This window comes from Brevundimonas sp., assembly GCF_016463295.1.
In the GTDB taxonomy this organism is placed as follows: Bacteria; Pseudomonadota; Alphaproteobacteria; order Caulobacterales; family Caulobacteraceae; genus Brevundimonas.
This window is the reverse complement of sequence record NZ_JAEMRO010000001.1, coordinates 85,493-110,181: the sequence shown is the minus strand read 5'-3', so window position 1 is coordinate 110,181 and position 24,689 is coordinate 85,493. Positions and strand designations below refer to the sequence as shown.

General features: G+C 66.7%; 20 protein-coding genes. 11 read left to right on the top strand and 9 right to left on the bottom strand.

Going from position 1 to position 24,689, the window contains the following annotated elements:
- Positions 1-7: 7 nt before the first annotated feature.
- Entirely contained in the window at positions 8-2,095 is a 2,088-nt protein-coding gene (recG, locus tag JHC81_RS00550; RefSeq protein WP_292169422.1) for an ATP-dependent DNA helicase RecG, read from the bottom strand.
- A gap of 115 nt (positions 2,096-2,210) precedes the next feature.
- Here recG and JHC81_RS00545 point away from each other — a divergent pair, with 115 nt between their 5' ends.
- Both JHC81_RS00545 and mfd read left to right on the top strand, forming a co-directional pair.
- Positions 2,211-2,528 (top strand): succinate dehydrogenase assembly factor 2, encoded by a 318-nt coding sequence (locus JHC81_RS00545; RefSeq protein ID WP_292169420.1) that lies wholly within the window; start codon positions 2,211-2,213, stop codon positions 2,526-2,528.
- On the top strand, positions 2,528-5,977 hold the full coding sequence (gene mfd, locus JHC81_RS00540; RefSeq protein ID WP_292169418.1) for a transcription-repair coupling factor: 3,450 nt from the start codon (positions 2,528-2,530) through the stop codon (positions 5,975-5,977). The genes JHC81_RS00545 and mfd overlap by 1 nt, the downstream gene beginning before the upstream one ends.
- Here the strand turns inward: mfd and JHC81_RS00535 are convergent.
- Positions 5,974-7,287 carry a diguanylate cyclase gene (locus JHC81_RS00535; protein WP_292169416.1) on the bottom strand — a complete coding sequence of 438 codons (1,314 nt, stop codon included), beginning with the start codon at positions 7,285-7,287 and terminating at the stop codon, positions 5,974-5,976. The genes mfd and JHC81_RS00535 overlap by 4 nt on opposite strands.
- A 156-nt stretch (positions 7,288-7,443) precedes the next feature.
- On the opposite strand from JHC81_RS00535, the gene JHC81_RS00530 reads away from it, so the two are divergent.
- Entirely contained in the window at positions 7,444-8,385 is a 942-nt protein-coding gene (locus JHC81_RS00530; protein ID WP_292169414.1) for a YihY/virulence factor BrkB family protein, read from the top strand.
- On the opposite strand, the gene JHC81_RS00525 is transcribed toward JHC81_RS00530, so the two are convergent.
- A complete protein-coding gene (locus JHC81_RS00525) occupies positions 8,351-8,584 on the bottom strand; it encodes a sulfurtransferase TusA family protein (protein WP_292169412.1) in 234 nt (77 codons plus the stop codon). The genes JHC81_RS00530 and JHC81_RS00525 overlap by 35 nt on opposite strands.
- Complete coding sequence (locus JHC81_RS00520) at positions 8,581-9,072, bottom strand: CinA family protein (protein ID WP_292169411.1); 492 nt, start codon at positions 9,070-9,072, stop codon at positions 8,581-8,583. Before JHC81_RS00520 ends, JHC81_RS00525 begins: the two co-directional genes overlap by 4 nt.
- Before the next feature lie 81 nt (positions 9,073-9,153).
- On the opposite strand from JHC81_RS00520, the gene JHC81_RS00515 reads away from it, so the two are divergent.
- Positions 9,154-11,463, top strand: a complete 2,310-nt coding sequence (locus tag JHC81_RS00515) for a fused MFS/spermidine synthase (RefSeq protein ID WP_292169408.1) — start codon at positions 9,154-9,156, stop codon at positions 11,461-11,463.
- Here JHC81_RS00515 and JHC81_RS00510 read toward each other — a convergent pair.
- Complete coding sequence (locus JHC81_RS00510) at positions 11,460-12,617, bottom strand: bifunctional 2-C-methyl-D-erythritol 4-phosphate cytidylyltransferase/2-C-methyl-D-erythritol 2,4-cyclodiphosphate synthase (protein WP_292169406.1); 1,158 nt, start codon at positions 12,615-12,617, stop codon at positions 11,460-11,462. The two genes, JHC81_RS00515 and JHC81_RS00510, sit on opposite strands and share 4 nt — an antisense overlap.
- 64 nt (positions 12,618-12,681) lie before the next feature.
- On the opposite strand from JHC81_RS00510, the gene dusB reads away from it, so the two are divergent.
- The 6 genes from dusB (at position 12,682) to hflX (ending at position 19,996) form a co-directional block, all read left to right on the top strand.
- Positions 12,682-13,734 carry a tRNA dihydrouridine synthase DusB gene (dusB, locus tag JHC81_RS00505; protein ID WP_292169404.1) on the top strand — a complete coding sequence of 351 codons (1,053 nt, stop codon included), beginning with the start codon at positions 12,682-12,684 and terminating at the stop codon, positions 13,732-13,734.
- A complete protein-coding gene (locus JHC81_RS00500) occupies positions 13,731-16,028 on the top strand; it encodes a PAS domain-containing sensor histidine kinase (protein WP_292169403.1) in 2,298 nt (765 codons plus the stop codon). Before dusB ends, JHC81_RS00500 begins: the two co-directional genes overlap by 4 nt.
- A 9-nt stretch (positions 16,029-16,037) precedes the next feature.
- Positions 16,038-17,453, top strand: coding sequence for a sigma-54 dependent transcriptional regulator (locus tag JHC81_RS00495; protein ID WP_292169401.1), 1,416 nt, complete (start codon positions 16,038-16,040; stop codon positions 17,451-17,453).
- Positions 17,450-18,313, top strand: a complete 864-nt coding sequence (locus tag JHC81_RS00490) for a D-amino-acid transaminase (protein ID WP_292169399.1) — start codon at positions 17,450-17,452, stop codon at positions 18,311-18,313. Before JHC81_RS00495 ends, JHC81_RS00490 begins: the two co-directional genes overlap by 4 nt.
- A 120-nt stretch (positions 18,314-18,433) precedes the next feature.
- Positions 18,434-18,679 (top strand): RNA chaperone Hfq, encoded by a 246-nt coding sequence (gene hfq, locus JHC81_RS00485; RefSeq protein WP_168048505.1) that lies wholly within the window; start codon positions 18,434-18,436, stop codon positions 18,677-18,679.
- Positions 18,680-19,996: a GTPase HflX gene (gene hflX / locus JHC81_RS00480; RefSeq protein WP_292169397.1), complete on the top strand. Its 1,317-nt coding sequence runs from the start codon at positions 18,680-18,682 to the stop codon at positions 19,994-19,996.
- A 169-nt stretch (positions 19,997-20,165) separates the two neighbouring features.
- Here hflX and JHC81_RS00475 read toward each other — a convergent pair whose 3' ends face one another.
- Complete coding sequence (locus tag JHC81_RS00475) at positions 20,166-20,795, bottom strand: hypothetical protein (RefSeq protein WP_292169395.1); 630 nt, start codon at positions 20,793-20,795, stop codon at positions 20,166-20,168.
- Positions 20,796-21,065: 270 nt separating this feature from the next.
- Here JHC81_RS00475 and JHC81_RS00470 point away from each other — a divergent pair, with 270 nt between their 5' ends.
- On the top strand, positions 21,066-21,602 hold the full coding sequence (locus JHC81_RS00470; RefSeq protein ID WP_292169393.1) for a hypothetical protein: 537 nt from the start codon (positions 21,066-21,068) through the stop codon (positions 21,600-21,602).
- Between the two features lie 34 nt (positions 21,603-21,636).
- Here JHC81_RS00470 and JHC81_RS00465 read toward each other — a convergent pair whose 3' ends face one another.
- The 3 genes from JHC81_RS00465 to JHC81_RS00455 are packed head-to-tail and all read right to left on the bottom strand — an operon-like array spanning position 21,637 to position 24,683.
- A complete protein-coding gene (locus JHC81_RS00465) occupies positions 21,637-22,419 on the bottom strand; it encodes a thioredoxin family protein (protein WP_292169392.1) in 783 nt (260 codons plus the stop codon).
- Positions 22,420-22,464: 45 nt separating this feature from the next.
- Positions 22,465-23,256 (bottom strand): nucleoside triphosphate pyrophosphohydrolase, encoded by a 792-nt coding sequence (gene mazG, locus JHC81_RS00460; RefSeq protein WP_292169390.1) that lies wholly within the window; start codon positions 23,254-23,256, stop codon positions 22,465-22,467.
- Complete coding sequence (locus JHC81_RS00455) at positions 23,253-24,683, bottom strand: MFS transporter (RefSeq protein ID WP_292169388.1); 1,431 nt, start codon at positions 24,681-24,683, stop codon at positions 23,253-23,255. Before JHC81_RS00455 ends, mazG begins: the two co-directional genes overlap by 4 nt.
- Between the last annotated feature and the right edge of the window lie 6 nt (positions 24,684-24,689).

The window sequence follows — 24,689 nt, the reverse complement described above, 5'->3', positions numbered from 1 at the left end:
CTGGCCGTCAATCTGCGGATGGTCGATCGTTTCGCCAGTCGAACAGCGATTCCAGCACGCGGACGGCTTCGCCACGCGGCGACGTCAGATCAGGGTCGCGGCCCATCACCAGCCTGGCATCGTCGGACGCGGCCAGCAGCAGGCTGCGATGACGAATCGGATCAGCGAACCGATAGGCCGGAAATCCACTTTGTTTCAGACCCAGCGGGTCGCCACCGCCGCGTAGCCGGAAGTCTTCCTCGGCGATCTCGAAGCCGTCCTCGGTTCGACGCAGGGTCTCTAGCCGGAGCCGCGCCGTTTCTCCCAGCCCGTCATCGCCACCGCCGTACAGCAGGATGCAGGCGCTGGCCTTGGCCCCCCGACCGACGCGACCGCGTAGTTGATGAAGTTGCGCCAGGCCGAAGCGGTCGGCGTGCTCGATGACCATGATCGTCGCATTCGGCACATCGACGCCGACTTCCACGACTGTCGTCGCCACCAGCAGAGGCAGTCGGCCATCTGCAAAATCGGCCATGACGGCCTCCCTTTCGGCACCCGGCATCTGACCATGGGCCAGGCCGACCTCGACATTCAGAATGCGCCGCAGGTCGGCGGCGCGCGCCTCTGCGGCCGCCAGGTCAATGCTTTCGCTCTCGGCGACCAGAGGGCAGATCCAGTAGGCTTGGGCACCACTATCCAGCGCGGCCTTCAGCCGCTTGGCGACCTCGCCGATCCGCGCCTGAGGCAGGACGGCGGTCGTGACGGGGGTGCGACCCGGCGGTTTTTCCATCAGACGGGACACCTCCAGCTCGCCATACTGGGTCAGTTCCAGCGTGCGCGGGATGGGCGTGGCCGACATGGTCAGCAGGTGGACACCGCCAGTGCGCGGATCGCCCTTGGCCTGAAGCCGCTGGCGCTCGTTGACCCCGAAACGGTGCTGCTCGTCGATGACGGCCAGGGCCAGGCGGTCAAAGCGAACAGCATCCTGGAACAGGGCATGGGTGCCGATAGCGACCTGGGCCTGACCGGAAGCCAGGGCCGCGAGCCGTTCGCGCCGTTCAGTCGGTGTGTCGCGCCCGGTCAGCAGAAGGCTGGTTATGCCAGCACTTTCGAGCAATGGCGCAAGACGTTGATAATGCTGACGGGCCAGGATTTCCGTCGGGGCCATCAAGGCAGCCTGAAAGCCTGAAGACGCCGTATCCGCCAGGGCGAGGGCGGCGACCGCCGTCTTGCCGGAGCCGACATCGCCTTGCAGCAGCCGTCCCATCTGCTCACCCGAAGCCAGGTCGCGGCGAATGTCTTCGATGGCTTGGCCCTGCGCACCGGTCAGGCGGAAGGGCAGGGCGTCCAGCAACCGGGCTGAGGCGTCTCCCGGCATGATGCGTGGCGCAGGAGTGATCTTTCGTGCGCGCCGACGACGCGCCAGCGCCATTTGGTGCGCTAGCAGCTCGTCATAGGCCAGTCTCTGGCGCGCCGGCGCCTCTGGCAGCAGATCCACCTCGGCAGACGGCGCATGCAGCCGGTTCAGCGCCTCATGCCAGCTCGGCCAGCGCATCTTTGCCAGCCAGGCCGCATCCTGCCACTCCGGGAGCTCGGGGGCGTGGGCCAGCGCCGCCTGGGCCAGTTTGCGCACCACCCGCGAGGTCAGGCCTTGTGTCGCCGGATAGACGGGCTCGACGGCCGGGATGTCGACGGCCTGCTCGGGGGTGAAAACGTCCGGATGAACAATCTGGACCTCATTGTTGAAGCGTTCGACCTTGCCGGAGACCCACCGCTTCTGGCCCTTGGGCAGCAGCCGGTCGATATGCTGGGCCGAGCCGCCAAACCAGATCAGGTGGACGAAGCCGGTTTCGTCCGTCGCGCGGACCTTGATCGGTGCACCCGGCTTGGCCGGCACGATCAGGCGGTCGATGACGATCTCGAACAGACCGACCTGCCCCTCGACCGCGTCGACGGCCGTCATGGGGCGGCGGATGATCAAGCCGGACGGCGACAGAAAGGCCACATCGCGCACCAGCGGCCCGGCCAATTTCTGGACCAGGGGCAGGATTTTCGGCCCCACGCCCTTCAGGCTGGACACCTCCGCGAACAGGGGAAAGAGAATCTGCGGCCTCATGACCTGCAGCATAGCTGGCGAAAGCCGGCTTGGAACGTTATCTGGATCCTCCTGTTGCGCACGGGCGACCGACGCGACCGACCACATCCAACGGAACGACCGGGCAAGGAACCTTGTGACCGATATCGACGTACGTCTAACAGAAGACAAACGCAACCGGCTGGGTCGGATCGCCTTCCGGGCGTGGCGGCGCGGGTTCCGCGAGGCTGATCTGGTGCTTGGGCCCTTCACCGATCAGGTCGGGCCGACGCTGACGGACGCCGAGCTGGATGATTTCGAGGCCTTGCTGGCCCAGGACGACGACCATGAGCTCTACGCCTGGATCATCGAAAGCCGTCCGACCCCCGAAGATTACGAAACGGCGTTGATGGGCAAGATCAGGGCCTTCATGCGGGACCACGTGGCGGCTGCCGTGGCCGAGGGGGCGGGTTGATGGACGGCGAGACGATGCGGCGCGACGACCGCGACCTGGGCGGCGCGCCCGAAGGGCTGGATGCCCTGACCGTTGCAGAGCGGCTGAAGGCCGACGGCGGCGTCGGTGTGTTCATCGCCCGCGACTATGGCCGGATGGGCGAGTTCGTCCAGGCATTCGGATTCTTCTCCAATGTCATTGAAGTCGTGGAGTTTCCGGCCTGGGACTGCCTGCCCTACGACCGTTTGAGCCCCACGTCGTCGGTGTCCGCCGAGCGGATGGCCGCCCTGACACGGCTCGCGCGGCGCGACCCGTCGGATCGACGGCCTTTGCTGGTCGTCACCACCGTAGGGGCCGCCATGCAGCGCACGCCGCCGAGCGAGATCACCGAAGGCGCGGGCTTCGAGGCTGTGACCGGGACCGAGCTCGATACGAGCCAGCTCGAACGCTATTTCGCGGCCAACGGCTATATGCGGGCCTCGACCGTGTCCGAGAAGGGCGAGTTCGCCGTTCGGGGCGGCGTGATCGACGTCTATCCCCCCGGTTTCGAGGAGCCTGTGCGGCTGGACATGTTCGGTTCCGAACTGGAATCGATCCGCACCTTCGATCCAGCGACCCAACGATCGACGGGCCAGAAGACCTCCGTGGCCTTAGCACCCGTCTCCGAAGCCCTGCTGGACACCGACAGTATCTCGCGGTTCCGAACAGGCTATCTGAACCTGTTCGGCGCGCCGGGCGACGATCCGCTCTATTCGGCCATCAGTGAGGGCGCGCGGCGTCAGGGCATGGAGCACTGGCTGCCCCTGTTCTACGATCGGCTGGAGACGCTGTTCGACTATCTGCCGGACGACGCGCGACTGTTCCTAGACAATCAGGTGGAGGCGGCGCGGGCCGAGCGCTGGACCCTGACGGCCGATGCCTATGAGGCCCGTCGCGATGCCTCGATGACCAAGGCCGGGGCCGCAAACCGCGCCCTGCCGCCACAGCGGCTGTATCTGGACGCCGGCGACTGGAACAGCGCCCTGGCCGGACGCTGGGTGCGCAGGTTTTCGCCTTTGGCGGTCCCGGGCGAGGACGCGGGCGGACGTCTGGGCCGCAGCTTTGCCGCCGAACGGGCCCAGGACAGCGTCAATCTGTTCGAGGCGGTCGCCCGGCACGCCCAGGCACTGAAGGCCGCTGGCAAGCGGGTGCTGTTCGCCTCCTGGACAGAGGGCTCTTCGGAGCGGTTGGCCTCCATGATGGCCGACCACGGGCTGGAGCATGTCATCGCCGTGCGTGACTGGGCCGATGTCCAGGCCGCGCCGAAAGACGTCTATCTACGCGGCATCCTGCCGGTCGAGCATGGGTTCGAGACGGATGAGATTGCCGTCATCTCCGAGACCGACATGCTGGGCGACCGGCTGGCGCGTCCGCGCAAGAAGCGCCGCGCCTCCAACTTCCTGGCCGAGGCGTCTGCCCTGACCACGGGCGATCTGGTGGTCCATCTCGACCACGGCATCGGGCGCTATGAAGGCCTCAAGACGCTCGAGATCCAGGAGGCCCCGCATGACTGTCTGGAGCTGATGTACGCCGGTGAGAGCAAACTCTACCTACCGGTTGAAAACATTGATCTTCTGACCCGTTACGGCAGCGATGCCGACGGCGCGCAGCTCGACCGGCTGGGCGGGGCCGGCTGGCAGGCCCGCAAGGCCAAGGCCAAGCAGCGGCTGCGCGACATGGCCGAAGGGTTGATCGCCCTGGCCGCCAAGCGGGCCTTGCGGACATCCGACGCCATCACCCCGCCGCACGGCCTGTTCGACGAGTTCTGTGCCCGCTTCCCTTATGAAGAGACGGACGACCAGCTGAACGCCATCGGCGATGTGCTGGAAGATCTGGGCAAGGGCACGCCCATGGATCGCCTGATCTGTGGTGATGTCGGCTTCGGCAAGACCGAGGTGGCGCTGCGGGCCGCCTTTGTGGTCGCCATGACCGGTCAGCAGGTGGCTATCGTCTGTCCCACGACCCTGCTGGCCCGACAGCATTTCAAGACTTTCAGCGAGCGGTTCGCGGGCTGGCCCATCACCGTGCGGCATCTGTCGCGCATGGTGACAGCCAAGGACGCGGCCGAGACCCGCGCAGGCCTGAAGGATGGCGCGTTCGAGATCGTGGTCGGGACTCACGCCGTCTTGAGCGAGCAGGTCGGGTTCAAGGACCTGGGCCTTGTTATCGTTGATGAAGAGCAGCATTTCGGGGTCAAGCATAAGGAGAAGCTGAAGTCCCTGCGGGCCGACGTTCACCTGCTGACCCTGACCGCCACGCCGATCCCGCGCACGCTCCAGATGGCGCTGTCGGGCATCCGCGAAATGTCGATCATCGCCACCCCGCCGGTCGACCGCCTGGCGGTTCGCACCTATGTCACGCCGTGGGATCCGGTACTGGTCCGCGAGGCCCTGCTGCGCGAAAAGTACCGTGGCGGTCAGGCCTACTATGTCGCGCCGCGCCTGAAGGACCTGCCTGACATCGAGCAGTTCCTGCGCGAGCAGGTGCCCGAGGTGAAGTTCGTCGTGGGGCACGGCCAGATGAGCCCCACTCAGCTGGAAGAGGTCATGAGCGCCTTCTACGACGGCACCTATGACGTGCTGCTATCGACCACCATCGTCGAGAGCGGCCTGGACGTGCCGACGGCCAATACCCTGATCGTGCACCGCGCCGACATGTTCGGCCTGGCCCAACTGCATCAGATCCGGGGGCGCATCGGACGGGCCAAGGCGCGGGCCTTCGCCTATCTGACCACCGATCCCAAGCGGCCGCTGTCGCTGTCGTCAGAGCGGCGGCTGCAGGTGCTGCAGTCGCTCGACAATCTGGGGGCGGGCTTCCAGCTGGCCAGCCATGACCTGGATCAGCGTGGCGGCGGCAATCTGCTGGGCGACGAACAGTCGGGCCACATCCGCGAGGTCGGCGTCGAACTATACCAGCAGATGCTAGAGGACGCTGTCGCGGAGCTGAAGTCCAACGGCGAGGGCGGTGAGATCGATCGCGGCTGGTCGCCCGCCATCAATGTGGGGGCAGCCGTCCTGATTCCAGAGGCTTATGTGCCGGACCTCAATGTGCGTCTCAGCCTTTATCGGCGACTTTCGGACGCGGAGAAGACGGAGGAGCGCGAAGCCCTGGCCGCCGAACTGATCGACCGGTTCGGGCCGCTGCCGGACGAGGCGAAACAGCTGCTGCGCATCGTGGGCATCAAGGCGAGCTGCAAGACGGCCTGTATCGAACGCATCGACATCGGCCCCAAGGGCGCGGTTCTGACCCTGCGCAACAACGCCTTCCCCAATCCCATGGGTCTGGTCGGCCTGATCCAGAAGAACCATGCCTTCTGGAAGATCCGTCCGGATCAGAAGATCGTGGTCAAGGGCGACTGGGATACGCCGGAAGAGCGGCTGAAAGTGGCCGAGCGGATCACCAGCGATCTGGCGCGGGTGGCGGGAGCCTAGCGCGCGGCGTTGATATCGCGCGACGCCCGCTCCAGCACGGCGGCCGGGCTTTCACCCGGCTGAACCTCGGCGACGCCGCATTCGAACTCGACGACGAAGGGCGTCTTGTCCGGCCCGGCCTCGAAGGCGGTGCAGCCGATGACGGCGGCGATACGATCAGCGGCGATCCGGCCAGCCGGACCGCGCGTGGCGGGCAGGGCCAGGGCGAAAACGTCGGGAGCCAGACGCGCGGCGGTATCTTCGGTCCGGATCAGGCGCGACACCATGGTGCCGATCTGTGGCAGGGCGCGATCCAGCCATCCCCCCTGACGCGCCTCGCGCACGGGCTCGGTTTCACTCACGCGCAACACCGCCACTGAAAGGGGGCGACGACGCAAGCGCGCCCCCTCGGCGACGCGGGCCAGATGGCTGGCGAACAGTTCAGGCGTGAACAGGCCGGTGTTGGGATCGGTCAGGCCCGAGCCACGCGCGCTTTCCAGCGACTTGCGGATGGCGACATGGCGACGATGGGCGCGGGCCAGGGCGACGATCCGGTCGGCGGTCTCGTCTTCTGGCGTATCGGCGGCTGCGACGTCGGCAAAGCCGCGATTGTACAGTTCCGCCAGATTGATCTCGGCCGAACCGCGCAGATAGAGCACCGCCGGGATATGATACAGGCGTGTGTTCCGCTTCATCCCCGAGGCGATGGACAGGGCCGGGGCGTGATCCTCCGCCCCCCACAAGACTGCCGCATCGAACGCTTTCTCGTGCAGATAGTCGAAGGCGGTGTAGGGCGTCGGCGCGGCCACGACCTCGCAACCGTGGGCCTCCAGCGCATTGGACAGGGCCAGGAAATGCCGGTCGGCCTTGCCGGCCGCCAGAACCCGTAACGGGGCCTCATCGATATCAACCGGCTTCAACGGCTCGCCGCGCGCGGTGAAGGTCGTCTCGCGCAGGGCGACCTCTTCCTCGGCAATGGCCGAGCGGACCAGCGCCTCGAGCCGCAGGGCCGCCTGTGCCGGGTGCGGAGCGACCGACATGACCAGATCGGCCTCGGTGCCGACCCATTCGGTCGCCTCGGGTCCGATGGCCAGAATCGGCAGTCGACGGGGGGCGACGGCGAGCCTCAGTGCCTCGACGCTGGCTTCTGTGTCGGCGATGCGGGCGTCCAGAATCACGGCCTCCAGCGGCCAGTCCATCAGCACGGTCAGTGCCGCAGCCAGCGAACGCGCCGTGACCGTCCGCCAGCCCAAGGCATCCAGACCTTGGCACAGCGGGCCGACCACCGCGTCGTCATGGGCGACGACCAGAATGCGAGGATCGGAACTCAAGGGCTGACATCTCCAGCGCCGACCGGATTCGACGTAAACCGACCATAGCGACCGCACCCCAAGCGGAGCAACAGCGACGAGAGGCTTTCCCCCACCTTCAGATGGGCTATGGTGGTGGGCTGTAGGGCGGTTGTGGGGACCGGATTGTCAGCTGAAATGAATACGCATCCGGCGACGCGATGGGCCACGCCTGCGCTCTGGGGTCGTCTGGCGATCAAGGCCTTCGCGCGTAGCTGGGGCCGCGACGTCATGCTGTACACCGGCGGGGTGTCCTTCTTCGCCCTGCTGGCCGTGTTTCCGGCTATCGCCATCCTGATCGGCTTCTACAAGGCGGTCCTGACCATCGGCCAAGTCAGTGAGCAGGCGGCCGCTCTTGCCGATGTCATGCCCTATGCCGCCCGCGCCATCTTCATGGCCGAGATCGACCGGCTGGCCAATGCGTCCGCGCGGACGGTGTCGGCCCAGTCGGCCTTCGCCCTGATCATCGGCGGCTATGCGGCGCATCGAGGATTCAAGGCCTTGCTGGCCGGACTTAATCTCATTCATGACGAGACGGAGCCGCACGGTTTCTTCAAGTTCAACCTGCTCGCTTTCTTTGTGGCCCTGTTCGCCTTCCTGCTGTTCACCGTCGTGTCGGGGGCGGTCGTGACGTCCCGCATCATCGAGCGGGCCAGTGCGGATGAGCCGGGGCGGCTGGTATCCAACTGGAGCTGGGATGCCCTCTGGCCGGCTCTTGGTTTGGCGATCGGACTGACGCTGCTCTACCGCTATGCCATGTCGCACCGGGCGCCCGTGGCCTGGATCCCGTCCCTGGTCGGGGGCGTGGTGGCGACGATCATGTCGACCATCTCGTCCTGGCTCTGCGCCATCTATGTGGAGCAGATCGCGCCGCTGGGGGCGACCTATGGCTCGGTCGGTGCCGTTGTGGTTCTGCTGATCTGGCTGTCGTGGAATGTGAACGCCATCTTCTACGGTGGGGCCTTCACCACCGAAATGGAACTGGCCGCCCGGTCGAAAGGGGCACCCGAACTGGAACCTGTCGAGCCCCTGCCGGAGACCGTGGTCAAGCTGGCGGATCGTCGGGCGCAACGACGGTGATCGACAGGACGCCGTCGTTTTCCTCCACGCCAAGGACCTGACCGCGCAGTTGATCCATCAGGAAGGGCACGTCGATCCGGGCCATGGGGTCGGTGGCCAACAAGGTCACCTGCGCACCGGGCAATGCCGTCTGCAGCGCCTTCTGCAACTTCAGACTGGGCACCGGGCAGCGGTGGCCGCGGGCATCGACAACGGTCATACGCCGATCCGGTCGAGCAGCATCTGCAGCGCCACCCGAACACTGACCAGGCGCACGGCTTCACGCCCCCGGTCGCCGAAACGGTGCTCCGCGTGAACCACGCCGCCGGGCCCATCTGCGGCGAAATGCACCAGCCCGACCGGCTTGTTCGCCGAGCCGCCTCCCGGACCCGCAATACCCGTGACCGAGACAGACACCGTCGCATCTGAATGCGCGATGGCACCAAGGGCCATGGCACGGGCCACGGCCTCGGACACCGCGCCCTGGCTTGCGATGAGATCAGCCGGCACACCCAGCATGCCGACCTTGGCTGCATTGCTGTAGGTCACGAACCCTCGGTCCACGACAGCGGAAGACCCCGGAACGGCCGTCAGAGCGCCCGCCACCAGACCGCCCGTGCAGCTTTCGGCGGTGGTGATCACAAGACCCTTTGCGACGGCAAGCCGTACGACGTCGCGGGCAAGGGTCTGGATGTCGTCGGGAAACATTGATCAGTCTGGTTCCGAATGCGGCGCGAGTCAGTCTAGCGTGACACGGTGCCTGTCCAGGCGAAATCTTATGGGGCGATAATGAGCGACGCTACCTTGATGCCTGATGCCGGGACACCGGCCGCCGTGCTGGCCGCAGATCGTCTGCCACCGCTGCTGTTCGCCTTGGCGATTTTCACCTCGGCGGCCCTGGTCTTCGTGGTCCAGCCTATGGTGACCAAGCTGGTCCTGCCGATGCTGGGCGGCTCGGCTTCGGTGTGGAACACGGCGATGGTGTTCTTCCAGACGGCTTTGCTGGCCGGCTATGCCTATGCGCATCTGTTGCAGCGGATCGGCTCGATCAAGGTTCAGGTGGGCCTGCACATGCTGCTGCTGGTGCTGGCGGCGCTGTTTCTGCCCCTCAGGATCAATGGCTGGCTCGGCGATCCCGATCCGGCGGCCCCTATCGGCTGGCTGCTGTTGACGCTGGCGGCGTCGGTGGGCGCGCCATTCGCGGTTCTGTCCGCCACCGCACCCCTTTTGCAGGCCTGGTATGCGCGGGTCCGGGCGGGGCATGCGGACGGCCAGAATCCCTATGTCCTCTACGCCGCATCGAACCTCGGCAGTTTTCTGGCCCTTTTGTCCTATCCCGTCCTCATCGAGCCGCTGGCCACGCTGTCGGGTCAACGGCTGGGCTGGAGCATGGGCTACGGCCTGTTCGTCCTGATGATCCTGGCCTTGGCGGCCGTGGTCTGGAGCCGCCGACTGGATCGCTCGCATGAGCCAGCGCCCCTGGCCAGAAGCGCGCCGATCCCGTGGAGTGAAAAGATCAGGTTCGTGCTGCTGGCCGCGGCCCCGTCCAGCCTGATGCTGGGGGTGACAGCGCATCTGTCGACGGATGTGGCATCGGCCCCCTTCCTGTGGGTCATACCGCTGGCGCTTTATCTGCTGACGTTCGTCATCGCCTTCCAGTCGAAGCCGGTTATCCCCCTGCCGGTGACGATGGTCGTGTCCGCTGCCGTTGCGGCGCTCAGCGTGGTGATGGTGGCTTTCCGCTCGATTGAGTGGCCCATGGCGTTCACCGTCAATATCCTGGCCTTCTTCTTCCTGACCCTGATGTGTCACCAGCTCTTGGCCGCCCGACGGCCCGCGCCGGACAGGCTGACCGAATTCTATCTTCTGATGTCGCTGGGTGGGGTAGTCGGCGGGGCTTTCACCGCCCTGATCGCGCCGCTGCTATTCAACATGGTGTGGGAATATCCGCTGGTCCTGTTGCTGGTCGGATTGTTCCGGCCATGGGGCAAGGGCGAGCTGTCGCCGCGTCAGTGGGGCGCGGTAATCCTCGCCATCGTGGCGGCCGCTGTGCCGGTGCTGATCTCGATCGCGTTGAACGCAGACGACTACGCCCGGACCATCTTCTACGCCAAGTCGCCGCTGATGATGCCGCAACTGACCATCCTCGTGCTTCTCCCGGCCGTCCTGTGTGCCTTTGTGCTCAGGGACCGGGCGTTGGTGTTCACGGGCATTCTGCTGGCGATGACCCTGTCGGCCCAATGGGTCGGGCGGGGCCACGACACCAGCTTTTCGGACCGCAGCTTCTTCGGCGTCGTGCGGATCGCCAATGTGCCGGACGACCGGCTGGGTGGCGACGTCCATGTGCTGACCCACGGAACCACCTATCACGGTGCACAGGCGCGGAACCCGCTCTTCGCCTGCGAACCCCGCATGTACTATGCTCGTGTCACGCCTATAGGTCAGTCGGCCCTGATGGTCGGGCGGCGCGGGCCGGCCAATATCGGTGTTGTCGGCCTGGGTACGGGGGCCATGGCGGCCTACAAGCGCACCGAAGATCGCATGACTTTCTTCGAGATCGATCCGATGGTCGATCGCCTGGCGCGGGACCCGAACTGGTTCACCTATATCTCGAACTGCGCCCAGGGGCCGATACGCACGGTTCTGGGTGATGCGCGCCTGACACTGGCGAAGGAGCCCGCCGGCAGCTACGACCTGCTGGTCATCGACGCCTTTTCCTCGGACGCGGTGCCGACGCATCTGCTGACCGTCGAGGCGATCGAGGGCTATCTGAAGCAGCTCAAGCCGACCGGCGTGGTCATTCTTCACCTGTCCAACCGCAATCTGGACATCACCTTGCCGGCCGTCGCGGCCGCCCAGGCTCTGGGCGTGCCGCGCCTGCATCAGATGACGCTTCAGGGCCCCGACACGCCCGATCTTGCCGAGGCCTCGACGGAAGCGCTGATCCTGTCCCCGACAGAGCAGGGCCTGGCCGATTTCCGCCGTGATCCACGCTGGATCGATCCGACCGAGACCGATGTCACGGCCTGGACGGACGACTACGTCAATCTGTTCGGGGCGATGCAGCGGCGGTACTTCCCGCCGGAGCCTGCCACCTAGACGCGGGCAGGCAGTTCGATGGTCGCCAGGGCCTGAGCCGCCAGGCCTTCGCCGCGCCCGGTAAAGCCCATGGCCTCGGTCGTGGTTGCCTTGACGCTGACGGCATCCAGCGGAAGCACCAGCAGTTCGGCGAGGCGTTCGCGCATGGCCTGACGATGCGGCTTCACCTTGGGCCGCTCGCAGATCAGGGTGACATCCACATTGACCAGTCGCCCGCCCCGCGCGGTCAGGCGCTGGACCGCATGGATCAGGAACAGCTCGGACGACGCGCCCTTCCACTGTGGGTCCGTCGGCGGGAAATGGTCGCCGATGTCGCCGTCGCCCATGGCCCCCAGAATGGCGTCGGTCAGGGCGTGCAGCCCTGCATCGGCATCCGAATGCCCGATCAGGGTCTGGTCGTGAGGGATTTCGACGCCGCACAGCCAGACGGCGTCGCCAGGACCCCACCGATGGGCGTCGAAACCCTGACCGACACGGATCTGACGGGGGATGTAGGCCTCGGCCATGGCGAAATCCTCTGGATAGGTGAGCTTCATCAGGCGGGTATCGCCCGCAACGATTCGGACCCGACCACCTTTGCGTTGTACGACTGTGGCTTCGTCGGTCGCGACCTCTTCGGCAGGCCAGGCGGCGTAGGCGGCGGTAAGCATGTCGTAGCGAAAGGCCTGCGGGGTCTGGGCACGCCACAGATCGTCCCGTGCGACCTCGCCGGCGACCAGATCTTCGGCCCCGCGACGCAGGCTGTCGGCGACGGGCAGGGCGGGCAGGGCCCCATCGGCATGTTCGAGAGCCGCCAGCACCCGCGCGATGACCTCGCGATCCAGCAGGGGGCGGGCGGCATCGTGGATCAGCACGGGGCGTTCGGCCGGACCGCCCAGTGCCGTCAGCCCGTTCTGCACGGACTCAGCCCGCGTCGCGCCGCCGGTTGCGAGACGCCAGCCGGTCAAGCCGGCGAGAGCCGCATGCGCTTCAGCCTCGGCATCGCGTGCCACGACCACGACCACGTCCTCCACCCCGGCCTCGAGCAGGGCTGCGACCGACCAGCGGATGACCGGCTGACCCCCCAGGTCGCGCCACTGCTTGGCCCCGCCGGCGCGGCTGCCGGAACCGGCGGCCACGACGATGGCGGCAAAGGCGGGGAGGGGAGATGTCATCCCGGCCTTCTAATCGCCGCGCTCGTGCTTGACGAGGGGGGCTGACCGCGCAGTAAGGGGCCTCATGGCCACAGGCATACAGATTGGCGACGTTTGGGTGCCCGGACGGGTGTTGACCGCGCCCATGACCGGGATCACGGACCTGCCGTTCCGCGTCCTGGCCTCACGGCTGGGCGCCGCCTATGTGGCGACCGAAATGGTGGCAGCGGCCGAACTGGCGCGGGCCCGCCCCGATGTGGTGCGGCGGGCGGCGGTCGGCGACGGCCTGCCCCTCACCGTGATCCAGCTGGTCGGACGCGATCCGGAGGCGATGGCCCAGGGCGCGCGCATGGCCGAACAGGCCGGGGCCGACATCATCGACCTGAACTTCGGCTGTCCGGCCAAAGAGGTGACCGGTTCGGCCTGCGGCTCGGCTCTGATGTGCACGCCCGATCTGGCCGCAGAGCTGATGCAGGCGGCGGTGCAGGCGACCTCCCGGCCCGTCACGGTCAAGATGCGCCTGGGCTGGGACGACGCCAGCCGCAATGCGCCGGACATCGCACGCCGGGCCGAAGACCTGGGCATCAAGGCCATCACGGTTCACGGACGCACCCGCCAGCAATTTTACACCGGCCGTGCCGATTGGCGGGCGGTGGGCCAGGTCAAGGCGGCGGTGGGCCTGCCGGTCATCGTCAATGGCGACATCCTGACGGCGGACGATGCGCGTGAGGCCCTGCACCAGTCGGGTGCGGATGCCCTGATGCTGGGTCGCGGCGTCTATGGGCGGCCGTGGCTGGCTGCGCATCTGGAGCGGGCGCTGGCGGATGGCACGGTTCTGACCGAGCCGGATCGCGCGGAACGCTCCGCCATCGTGATCGAGCATCTACACGCGTCGGTGGCCTTCTACGGCCTGCCGCTCGGTCTCAAGATGTTCCGCAAACATCTGGGCTGGTATGTCGAACAGGCCCCATGGCCCGCCGATCCTCTGGAGCGCCGCGCGGCCAAGGCCCGGCTGTGCCGGTTGGAGAGCCCGGGCGAGGTCGAACAGGCAATCACCCAGCTGTGGTCCCCGGTGACGCTTTCCAGTCACTCAGCTGTTGATCTAGCGCCACAGTTGGTAGACGCTGGAGGCCTATGACGGATACGCCCACAGCGACCCATGCCGATCAGACGTCCTCGCCCAGCGGTGCGGGGGGCTGGTTTTCCGGCTGGTCCGAAGAGCGCCGTCGCAATCTGTTTCTAATCACCTTCGGTTTGTCGTTCCTGATAACGGCGGCTGCCATCTGGCTTGTCGCCGAGGCCCCGGGCACCAGTGGTGACGGCGCTCGCGATCTGGCGAGCCGGGCGGTGCTGTGGATCCTGTCGGTCAATCTGGTCCTGATCCTGGTGCTTGCAGCCGTAGTCGGGCGACGCGCGATCGGTCTTTTCCAGCGTCGCGGCGATGCAGGTGCCCGCCTGCACCTGCGTTTTGTGACCCTGTTTGCTCTGGTCGCATTGGTGCCTTCGATCCTGATCGCCCTGGTCTTTGGCGTCTTGGTCAACCGGGGTGTCGATCAGTGGTTCAGCGAAAACGTCCAATCAGCCGTCAGAAACGGCGCGACGATCGGCGAGGCCTATCGTGACGACGTATCGACCCAGATGGATGGCGACATCCTGGTGGTAGCCGAGCAGCTCAGCGATGTCCGGCCCTTGTTCGACAATCGGGTTCAGTTCTCCAACGCCCTGATGCAGGTTGGCCAGATTTTCGGCTATCCCGCCGTCTATATTCTCGGAGCCGATGGTCAGGTGTTGGCCAGTGGCGAGTCGCCGGGTGCGCCCCCCTATGTCGCGCCGTCGATGGAGGCTTTGGAAGAGGCGTCTCTGGAAGGCGCGGCTCCAGCACAAGAGGTCACCGAAGGGCCTGACGCGGTGCGCTCGGTGATGGCCCTGCCGGCCTATGGCGATGCGTATCTGTATATGGTCCGTCCGCTCAAGCCGGGCGTGCTTGCTCAAATGCGCAATGGTCTGGACTCTATCCAGGCCTATCGCGAGGCCCAGGCCAGCCGCGAACGCATCCAGGCCTCGTTCGCACTCAGCTATATCGAAACCGCACTGCTGGTTCTCGTCGGGGCCGTCTGGCTGGGCATGTCGGCGGCCAGTTCGATCTCCGGCCCGATCGGACGATTGGTCGAGGCGGCGGACAAGGTGGCGGGCGGCGATCTGACGGCACGTGTGGACGGCAACGACGGACCCGGCGAAATCCGCACCCTTTCGGCCTCCTTCAATCGCATGACGGACGACCTGGCCGCACAGCAATCGGCCCTGCGCGCCGCCAGCGAGGAGGCGACGGGCCGCAGCCGATTCATCGAAACCGTCCTGTCCGGCGTCTCGGCGGGCGTCATCGGCCTGGACCGCCTGCGCCGGGTCTCGGCCATCAACGACAGCGCCATCGAACTTCTGGCCATCCGGGAGGCAGATATCATCGGACGCCCGCTGGGAGAGGTATCGCCGGAGCTCAGCGAACTGGCCGCCCGGGCCGAGGCCCATATCGAGGAAGAGATCGATGTGACGCTGGAAGGCGAGACCCGGCGCCTGCGTGTCCGCATCGAGGGCGGTCTGGGCGGCGAGATGGTCCTGACCTTTGATGACATCACGCGCCTGGTCACGGCCCAGCGCAACGCCGCCTGGCGCGACGTGGCCCGCCGGATCGCGCATGAGATCAAGAACCCGCTCACGCCGATCCAGCTGTCGGCCGAACGGTTGCGTCGCCGCTATCGCAAACAGGTCGAGGACGACGTCGAGGTCTTCGACCGCTGCACCGAGACCATCATCCGTCAGGTCGGCGACATCGGCCGGATGGTGGACGAATTCTCCGCCTTCGCCCGCATGCCCGCGCCTCGCTTCACGTCTGCTGATCCGGCGGAGCTGTTGCGCGAGGCGGTCTTCGCCCAGCGCGTGGCCGTGGCCGACATCGATATCCAGATGGCCGAGCCCCTGCCCAAGGTCACGATCCATGCCGATCGGCCCATGATCGGTCAGGCCCTGGCCAATATCCTCAAGAATGCGGGTGAGGCCGTGGCCTCGCGTCGCGAGACAGATTCCAAGTCTGCCGACAGCGCCAACCCGGGCATCCTCGCCCGCCTGCTGGTCGAGGACGACATGGCCACCTTCGTCATCGAGGACGACGGCCCCGGCCTGCCTGCCAAGGATCGCGACCGCCTGACCGAACCCTATGTGACGACGCGCGAGAAGGGCACCGGCCTCGGCCTCGCCATCGTCAAACGCATCTGCGAGGAGCATGGCGGCGAGCTCAAACTGGCCGATGCCGAGACGCTGGGCGGGGCTAAAATCTGCCTGATCTTTCCTCTGAAATCCCAACAGCCATCGACCGCTTCGGCCACGGCGAAGGACGCACCCGCGTCTAGACCCCTGACCGTTCCGGCCAACGAATAGCGAGGCGATATGCGATCCACGGGAGCCGATATTCTGGTCGTCGACGACGAGGCCGACATCCGCGAACTGGTGTCCGGCCTGCTTGAGGACGAGGGCCATGCCGTTCGTGTGGCCTCCAATTCCGAAGAAGCGCTGGCCGCCATCCGGGCTCGCAAGCCTTCGCTGGCCCTGCTCGACATCTGGATGAAGGGCGGCGGCCTGGACGGGCTGGAACTGCTGGACGTCATCAAGGAGCTGGACCCCGACCTGCCCGTGGTCATGATCTCGGGCCACGGCAATATCGAGACGGCGGTCACGGCCCTGCAACGCGGGGCCTATGACTTCATCGAAAAACCGTTCAAGTCCGATCGTCTGGTCGTCGTCGTCCAGCGCGCCCTGGAGACCAGCTCCCTGCGGCGCGAGAATCGCCGCCTGAAAGCCCAGGTCAATGAACCCGCAGGCTTCATCGGCAAGTCCGCGGCGGCTCAGGCCCTGCGCAGCACCATCGCCAAGGTCGCCCCGGCTAACAGCCGCGTCCTGATCAGCGGCCCTCCCGGCTCGGGCAAGGAACTCGTCGCCCGCCAGATCCATGAGGCCAGCGCCCGCTCGCGCGGCGAGTTCGTGGCCATCGCCGCAGCCGGCATGACGCCCGAGCGACTGGATCTGGAGCTGTTCGGCGAGGAGGGTCACGACGGCCGTCCGCGCAAGATCGGTGTCTTCGAACGCGCCCACAACGGCACCCTCTATCTGGACGACGTCGCCGACATGCCGCGCGAAAGCCAGAGCCGCGTCCTGCGCGTCTTGGTCGAACAGCGCTTCCGTCGCGTCGGCGGCGAGCAGGACGTTCAGGTCGATATTCGCGTGATCACCTCGACCTCGCGCGACCTGAAGATCGAAATCGCCGAGGGCCGGTTCCGCGAGGACCTGTTCCACCGCCTGAACGTCGTGCCCATCCGCGTGCCCGCCCTGTCGGAGCGGCGCGAGGATATCGGCGAGCTGATCGACTATTTCATAGACACCTTGTCGGCTTCGCAGGGCCTGCCCAAGCGGCGGCTCGGAGACGACGCCATCGCCGTGCTGCAGGTCCATCCCTGGCCGGGCAATGTCCGTCAGCTGCGCAACAACGTCGAGCGGCTGCTGATTCTGGCGACGGGCGACCCGTCCCAGCCGATCAGTGCCGACATGCTGCCGTCCGAGGCGACCAATGCCAACTCCACTGGCACCCTGGGGGCCGAGCGCATCATCGCCCTGCCGCTGCGGGAGGCGCGCGAGGTGTTCGAACGCGAGTATCTGGCGGCCCAGATCATGCGCTTCGGCGGCAATATCAGCCGCACCGCCGCCTTTATCGGCATGGAGCGCTCGGCCCTGCACCGGAAGCTGAAGTCGCTGGGCGTCTCCCCCTCGCGCGGTGGCGACGACGAGGACGAGCCGGTGGCCGAAGCATGAGCCGCGTCGCCTATGTCAACGGCCAGTACCACCCGCACGGCCAGGCCATGGTCCATGTCGAGGATCGCGGCTTCCAGTTCGCCGACGGCGTCTATGAGGTCTGGTCCATATTCGACGGGCGGATGGCCGATTTCGACGGTCACATGACCCGCCTGCACCGCAGCCTGAACGAACTGCGCATCGACATCCCCATGAGCCGCGAGGCCCTGACGCGGGTGCTGCACGAGACCATCCGGCGCAATCGCGTGACCAACGGCATCGTCTATCTGCAGGTCACGCGCGGCACCGCCCGGCGCGACCACCCGTTCCCGGCCGAGGGCACCCCGCCCAGCGTCATCGTCACCTCCCGCTCCATCAGCGCCAGCAAGGCGGAGGCGCAAGCGCAGAAGGGCGTCGCTGTCCTGACCCAGCCCGACATCCGCTGGGGCCGTTGCGACATCAAGACCGTCGGCCTCCTGGCCAACGTTCTGGCCAAACAGGCGGCGCGCGAGGCCGGGGCCTATGAGGCCTGGATGGTCGACGAGATGGGCCTGGTCACCGAGGGCTCCTCGACCAATGCCTGGATCGTGGACGAGCACGGCAAGCTGCGGACCCGCGACACCCAGGCCAACATCCTGAAGGGCATCACCCGCACCGCCCTGATGGCCCTGATCGAGCAGGAGAAGCTGGAGCTGGACGAGCGCCCCTTCAGCGTGGACGAGGCCAAGCGCGCCAGGGAGGCCTTCTTCACCGCCGCCGGGGCCTTCGTCATGCCGGCGGTGTCCATCGACGGCACGACCATCGGCGACGGCAAGCCCGGCCCCATCGCGACCCGCCTTCGCACCCTGTATCTTGAACAGGCCAAACGCGACGCCATTTAGGGCCTCGCGCCCTGTTGCGATGCCGCCCTGGCGGTGCGTAATGTGGCGGGCCGGGCATTCGATCCGGTCCCGCGTGGTCACCCGCGCGGCGAAACAAGTAAGAACAGGGGCAAACCTGCCATGTCGCAAGACAAATCCAAGAACCTTCAGGACACCTTCCTCAACTCGGTCCGCAAGACCAAGACGCCGCTGACCATCTTCCTGGTCAACGGCGTCAAGCTGCAGGGCATCGTGACCTGGTTCGACAACTTCTGTGTGCTGCTGCGCCGCGATGGCCAGTCGCAACTGGTCTACAAGCACGCCATCTCCACCATCATGCCGTCAGCACCCGTGCAGCTGTACGAGCCTGACGCCGACGAAGACTGATTGACCCAAAAACTCATCGACCACGCCGTCCCGCTGATCCGGGCGATCGTCATCCACCCCGATGGACGCTCCGAGAGCAGTCGCGCGGCGGAGGAGCGGCTTGAAGAGGCGGTGGGCCTGGCCCGCGCGCTGGACCTCGACGTGCGCGCCGAAGAGATCGTGCGCCTGCGCAAGGTCACGCCCGCCACCCTGTTCGGCACCGGCAAGGTCGAGGAGCTGGCCGCCCTGGTCACCGCCGCAGAGGCCGAGGCCGTGGTCATCGACGACGACCTGAGCCCGGTCCAGCAGCGCAATCTGGAAAAGGCCTGGGACTGCAAGGTCATCGACCGCACCGGGCTGATCCTCGAAATCTTCGGTCGCCGCGCCCGCACCAAGGAGGGTCGGCTGCAGGTCGAGCTGGCCCGGCTGGACTACGAGAAATCCCGCCTGGTCCGGACCTGGACCCACCTGGAGCGGCAACGCGGCGGCACCGGCTCGACCGGCGGCCCCGGCGAGACCCAGATCGAGCTGGACCGCCGCCTGATCGCCGACCGCATCGTTAAGCTGAAGGTCGAGCTGGACGAGGTCCGCCGCACGCGCGGCCTGCACCGCAAACAGCGCCAGAAGGTGCCGTTCCCGACCATCGCCCTGGTCGGCTACACCAATGCCGGTAAGTCGACCCTTTTCAACCGTCTGACGGGGTCAGAGGTCATGGCCAAGGACCTGCTATTCGCCACCCTGGACACGACCCAGCGCACCATCCGCCTGCCACAGGGGCGCCCCGCCATCATCGCCGACACCGTCGGCTTCATCTCCGACCTGCCGCACGAACTGGTCGAAAGCTTCCGCGCCACGCTGGAAGAGGTGGGCGAGGCCGACCTGATCCTGCACGTCCGCGACATCGCCTCGACCGACACGGTGGCCCAGGCCCGGGACGTCGAGACGGTCCTGAAACAGATCGAACAACCGACTGCCGCCGACGGCACGGTCAAGCCGCGCCGCATCCTGGAGGTCTGGAACAAGACCGACCTGCTGGACCCCGAGGCGCGCGAAGCCATCGAGGGTCAGGCCGCCCGCTCCGGCAACACCGCCGTCGCCGTCTCCGCCTGGACAGGGCAGGGGATTGAGGCCTTGCGCCACGCCATCACCGAACTGATCGACGACGACCCTGAAATGGACCTGGTCCTGCAACCCACCCAGGGCGAGGCCCTGGCCTGGCTCTACGAGCACGGCCGGGTCACGGCGCGGGATACGGATGCGGAAGGGCGGACCCATCTGACGGTGAGGCTCGACCCGCAGGCGATGGGGCGGTTCGAGCGGCAGTTTCAGGCGGAGTGAGCGCTCTTAGCAGGATTGGATGACTGCTTTTCGGAAACAACGTGGTGACCACTTTCCACCCAAAGCGAACCTTAGCAGGCAGCCTCTAGCGGTGCGGCTTGTAAGAGGGGTACTTTAGCGACGAGTTTCAACGACCCGCCGCGATCTGCTCTACCTTCGTGGATTTCGGTTATGGCTCGGCTGAGCGCAGCGCGGCGTGAGAAAACCGCTCAACATCGGTTACCTGCTCGTCGATATCCGACAGCGTCGAGTCCCGCGACCGAGCTATAGCCAGGTCTCGCTCGGACTTGTCTGAGACAACGAAAAAGCCCGCGGCACCCAGTTGACCTTCCAGCGGCGTGCCCAGCGATGGTGCGCGAGCGAAGTTTCCGATGTAGGTGGCTTGCCCAGGGTGAATGGTGAACGGCATTGAGAAGCGAGTGCCGGATGACCAGGACGTGCCCATCCCTGCCATCGTTCCCCCGAACCCGAAGTCGAAAACCTCATATTGGCCAGCCGGCAACCGGACCACAAAGACCTTCCCGGTCTCCCGGCCCGCAAAATCTGGGTTTGCCATCTGGGACCTGAAAATGCCGACGCATCGACATTCAATCGATCGCACCCGTTCCGGGACCGGCGCTCCAGTGAAGGAAGCCGTCTGGCGGTAATGGAACGAGAAGTTCATCGCGATCCGGATTGTGCTCACCGAATAGACCAGCACGCCCTCATCGGCCGCCGTAGCCGGTTGCTGAGCTTGAGGGGCCGAGGCCAGAAACAAGGAGGCACACATGGCTACCACCACTGCGATTAGCCTGCTCATTGACCCCCTGCCTGTCTGTGCACTGCCGTGAATGCCTAGCGTCGTCGAGAGTGGGCAGACTAGCCTGCGGCCACGACGCGCGTCCAGCGAACGATCGACCGCGCTGCCTTCAATATGGGTCTGCTCTCCAAGCCGGAGCCTACGTCAGTTCCCACCCATAGCGGACATTGGCTGCCTCCGCTGTTAGCCGCACTAGCGAACTGAAGAGCGGTCCTGCCACAGCCACGACCGTTTCTGACGTACCCGCATGCCAGACTGCTCTCCATGTCGATGAGCACGCAAATCAATCCCGCCGACTACGATGAGGACGGCGGCAATGTCTGGGATCATGCGCGGCGGGAGTATCTGGCGGGCGTGAAGGCGACGCATATCTGTCAGCGGTACGGCATGTCGCTCAGTTCGTTCCGGCTGCATGCGCGGGTCGGGGGCTGGCGGCGGATGGATCAGCCTACCTGTGACGCCCCGCCCGAGCCCGGCGAATACCATCCCGACGACGCCGTCAGCTTCGCCGACCTGGCCCAGGAGGCCTTTCTGAACATCCGCCGCGCCCTGGGCACGGGCCGCGCGTCCGAGGCCTCGACCTGGCTGCGCGTCTACGACCGCCTCGCCGACAAGGCCCGCGCCCACGTCATGGCCGAGCTGCCCGACATCGTGACCCCGCAGATCGAGTCCAGTCGCGACCCGCTGACCCTGTTCGCGGTAGAAGACGAAAACACCAACGATCTGAATGCGATGGCCGAAGGTTCAGAGGTGGAACCTCACGGATTGGACTCCTTGCACCCGGTTTTTCCGGAGTCCAAATCATAGCTCAGGCTTAGGGGCGGCCTCCGATCGTCGACCGCTATCCCTGCCGGGCCGCTGCCAGGATCGGGCCGCCCGACGTAGCCTGAACCAATATGGCCGTGCGCATGCCGGGTCGGCCCGACACGGGCGTGGCAAAGCCGACCGTCTGGCCCCGCCATTGGCCCAGTTTCACCAGTTCGCGCACGACATTGGCGTGGGGCAGGGTGCGGCCGGTATTCTCGCCCCGCGCCACCGGCACCTCGATCGGTCGGGGCTCATAGCGGACCAGCCAGACATCGGCCGGTTGACGTGGTGCCTCGCCGCCCGCCAGGCCGACTCCTCGGCCCTGAAAGCGGATAGTGGGCCCGGTGAAGGCGCGGTGCCGCGCGATCTCCCGCTCGATCTCGCTCATGCGCCCGCCCACGACGTCTTCGCGGCCATCGACGACGATCTGCGGCGTCCAGACGTTGCCGTTGCCCAGGCCTCGCTGATAGTCGCGCTGGCGGGCGGTGAAGGCCGGCTGGGCAAAGGTGTCGCGCCACCCCAGCTGGTCCCAGTAGGTCACGCCGAAACTGAGCGCCAGAATGTCCGGGCGGCCGGATAGCCGCAACAGATTGGCATTGGCCGGCGGGCAGGATGAGCAGCCCTGACTGGTGAACAGTTCCACGACGGTCAGTTCGGTCGGAGGGGGCGGCGACGCCTCCGGCCTCGCTGGAGCCACAGATACAGCCCCGACCGTTGTCGCCACCGCGACGGCTGCGCCCAATCCGAGCAGGCGCAGCGACGGGAACCGTCGACGGCGCACTGATGCGGTTGGGATCGGATCAGTCGGCTGGCTCATACCCGGCTATTCGGCGCTACCGCCGGTCAGGTTACAGGACGACCTTCAGAGCGCCCGCTCCGCCGCCTTGGCCGCGTCCCACAGGGCGTCCATCTCGGCCAGGTCGCTCTGCTCCGGCGTGCGCCCATCCTTTGCCAGCTCCGCCTCGATGAAGCCGAAGCGGCGCACGAACTTGGCATTGGCCCCGCGCAGGGCGTCCTCGGGCTCGACCCCCAGCTTGCGCGCCAGGTTGGCGACGACGAACAGCAGGTCGCCCATCTCCTCGCGCGCCTTGTCCAGGTCGCCGGCGGCGATCTCGACCCGCAGTTCGGCGACCTCCTCGTCCAGTTTGTCGAAGACCTCGGAGGTGCTGGGCCAGTCGAAGCCGACGCGGGCCGCCCGCTTGGTCAGCTTGGCCGCGCGGGCCAGGGCGGGCAAGCCGACGGGGACATCATCCAGCACGCCAACTTGCGCCTTCGCCACCCGCTCGGCTGCCTTGATGTCCTCCCACCGCGCCTTCTGGGCCACCCCGTCCGCCTTGGCCGCCTCGTCCCCGAACACATGCGGATGGCGCCGCTCCAGCTTGTCGGCCATGGCGTTGGCGACATCGTCGAAGACGAACAGTCCCTGTTCCTCGGCCATGCGGGCGTGGAAGACGACCTGGAACAGCAGGTCGCCCAGCTCGCTCCTCAGGTCGTCATGGTCCCCGCGCTCGATCGCGTCGGCGACCTCATAAGCCTCCTCGATCGTATAGGGGGCGATGGTGGCAAACGTCTGCTCCACGTCCCACGGACAGCCGCCCACGGGGGCCCGCAGCCGGGCCATGATGGCGTTCAGGCGGTCGATTGGAGTGCTCATCCCTGCGCCTTCGCGTCCAGCGCCGCCCGGATCTCGGCATGGCGCGCCTGATCCAGCGGATAGCGATGCAGGGCCACCGCCGCCAGCAGCAGGCACAGCGCGGGCAGGCCGGCGAACATGATCTGCAGCCACATCAGGGCCGGGCCAGAATTCTGCCCGCCCAGGCCCGGATCGAACCCGGCCATCTGCAGGCCCGCGAACGTCAGGACCGAGACCGCATAGCCCAGCTTCGACGTCGCCGTCAGGATGGAAAACAGCAGGCCGGTCCGGTCCGCCCCGTCATCCAGCCGCACCTGATCGCTGACGTCCGCCATCATCGCCCGCAGCAGCAGGTCGCCCGAGGCGAAGGCCAACCCCACCAGCGCCACCATCGCCCCGGCCATCAGCAGGTCCGCATAGGGGGCCGGATTGCCACTCATGGCCTCCAGCGCCGATCGTGCCGGCTCGACCAGCACGGGGGCCAGGAAGGCGGCGAACATCAGGGTCACGGCGAAATAGACGCAGGCCCAGATCAGCGCCTTGTGCTTGCCCAGCCGCACCGCCAACCAGCTCCAGGCCGGGGCGCCGAACAGGCCGAAGACGAAATAGACCAGCAGCAGGATCGAGGTCTCCGCCCGCTCGAACCCCCGCGCCGCCTCGAAGAAGTAGAAGAACAGCGCCCCGACCACGCCCCGGGCGATGCCCAGCGCCAGGTCCGCCCCCAGCAGCCGCTGGATCACGGGCCGCTTGAACAGGGCCAGATAGCCGAACCGCGTCTCGGCGGCGGTGGCCGGTCCGGGCGGCGGCTCGGGCGTGAAGGCAAAGGTGATGGCCAGCGAGACGGGCAGGGCGATGATGATGAACCACCCCTGCCACTGCACCGCCCGCGCATAGTCGCCCCAGCCCATGTTCTGAACCAGCACGGGCACCAGCAGGACTGCCAGCACGCCAATAATATTTGCCGTCTGCCACCAGCCATAGATGCGCGAGCGCTGGTTGTAGTCCGATGACAGCGCGGAGGCCCAGCTGACCTGCGACAGCAGGCTGACCGAGAAGCCGAGCGACAGCACCACCAGCCAGATGGTCAGATAGGCCGGTCCCGCGCCGGGCCGCGCCATGAACAGCGTGCCGACCGCCAGCATCAGCACCGGTGCCGCCAGCCCCATCCACAGGCGATAGCGGCCGAACCGGCTGTGGGTCCGATCGATGACCATCCCCAGCGCCGGATCGACGACGATGTCGGCCATCCGGATGATCAGAAAGATCAGCCCGACCACGGCCAGGTCGACGCCCACATGGCTGGCATAGAACTCCGGCAGGGTCACATAGACCGGCAGGCCCAGCGCCGCATAGGGCAGGCAGGCGGCGGAGAAGGCGGCCAGCACGCCATTGCTGCGACGGGGCGCAGCGGCTGTGGCGGCAGGGGAGGCGACGGGGGCGTCGGTCATGGACGG